The organism is Flavobacterium sp. LC2016-01 (assembly GCF_009711135.1).
In the GTDB taxonomy this organism is placed as follows: Bacteria; Bacteroidota; Bacteroidia; order Flavobacteriales; family Flavobacteriaceae; genus Flavobacterium.
In genome coordinates this window covers 1-1,314 of sequence record NZ_WMIC01000021.1, presented here as the reverse complement: position 1 = coordinate 1,314, position 1,314 = coordinate 1, and the positions used below count along the sequence as shown (strand labels likewise).

Sequence of the window (1,314 nt, the reverse complement as noted above, 5' to 3'; positions counted from 1 at the left end):
ACAGAAATCTTGCGTAGTATCTGCTGTTGTCGGAGTTCCCGGATCAGATACTGTAACAGTAACTAATAAACGAACTGCACTTTCACAATTTGTTACAGGATCTTTTATTGCGGCATAATAATTACCGCTTGTTAAAGCTGTTGTTGAAGCAATCGCTGTTCCTCCTGTTGAAGCGCTGTACCAAACCACATTTGCTTGATTTACCTGAATACTTGCCACTGTTGGCGCAGTAATTAAACAGAAATCTTGTGTAGCATCTGTAGTTGTTGGTGTTCCAGGATCAGATACAGTAACTGCTACTTCTAATCTTGAAGCACTTTCACAGTTTGTTGCTGGATCAAAAATCGCTGCAAAATAACTGCCGTTTGTCAACGCTGTTGTTGAAGCTATTGCTGTTCCGCCTGTCAAAGCAGTGTACCAAACAATATCTCCAACTACTGGTGCATTTATTTGAATGTTTGCAACCGTCGGCGCATCAACTAAACAAAAATCTTGTGTAGTATCTGCTGTAGTCGGAGTTCCCGGATCAGATACGGTAATTACTATTTCTAATCTTGTAGCACTTTCACAGTTTGTTGCTGGATCAAAAATCGCTGCAAAATAACTGCCACTTGTCAACGCTGTTGTTGAAGCAATTGCTGTTCCGCCTGTTAAGGCTGTGTACCAAACAATATTTCCAACTGCTGGTGCATTTATTTGAATATTTGCAACCGTCGGCGCATCAATCAAACAGAAATCTTGCGTAGTATCTGCTGTAGTCGGAGTTCCTGGATCAGATACTGTAACAGTAACTAACAAACGAACTGAACTTTCACAGTTTGTTACAGGATCTTTAATAGCTGCATAATAATCACCGCTCACTAAAGCCGTTGTTGATGCAATCGCTGTTCCGCCTGTTGCAGCGTTGTACCAAACTACATTTGCTTGATTTACCTGAATGCTTGCCACTGTTGGCGCAGTAATTAAACAGAAATCTTGTGTAGTATCTGTAGTAGTCGGTGTCAATGGATCAGATACAGTAACTGCTACTTCTAATCTTGAAGCACTTTCACAGTTTGTTGCTGGATCAAAAATCGCTGCAAAATAACTGCCGTTTACTAAGGCTGTTGTTGAAGAAACTACTGTTCCACCTGTTAAGGCAGTATACCAAACAATATTTCCAACTGTTGGTGCATTTACTTGAATATTGGCTACTGTCGGCGCATCAACTAAACAGAAATCTTGTGTAATATCTGTAGTTGTTGGTGTTCCCGGATCAGATACAGTAATTACTATTTCTAATCTTGTTGCGCTTTCACAGTTTGTTGCTGGATC

General features: G+C 40.4%; 1 pseudogene. It reads right to left on the bottom strand.

What is annotated here, in order from left to right:
* Positions 1-1,314 (bottom strand): annotated as a pseudogene (locus tag GKZ88_RS22385) (hypothetical protein); the annotation flags it as partial.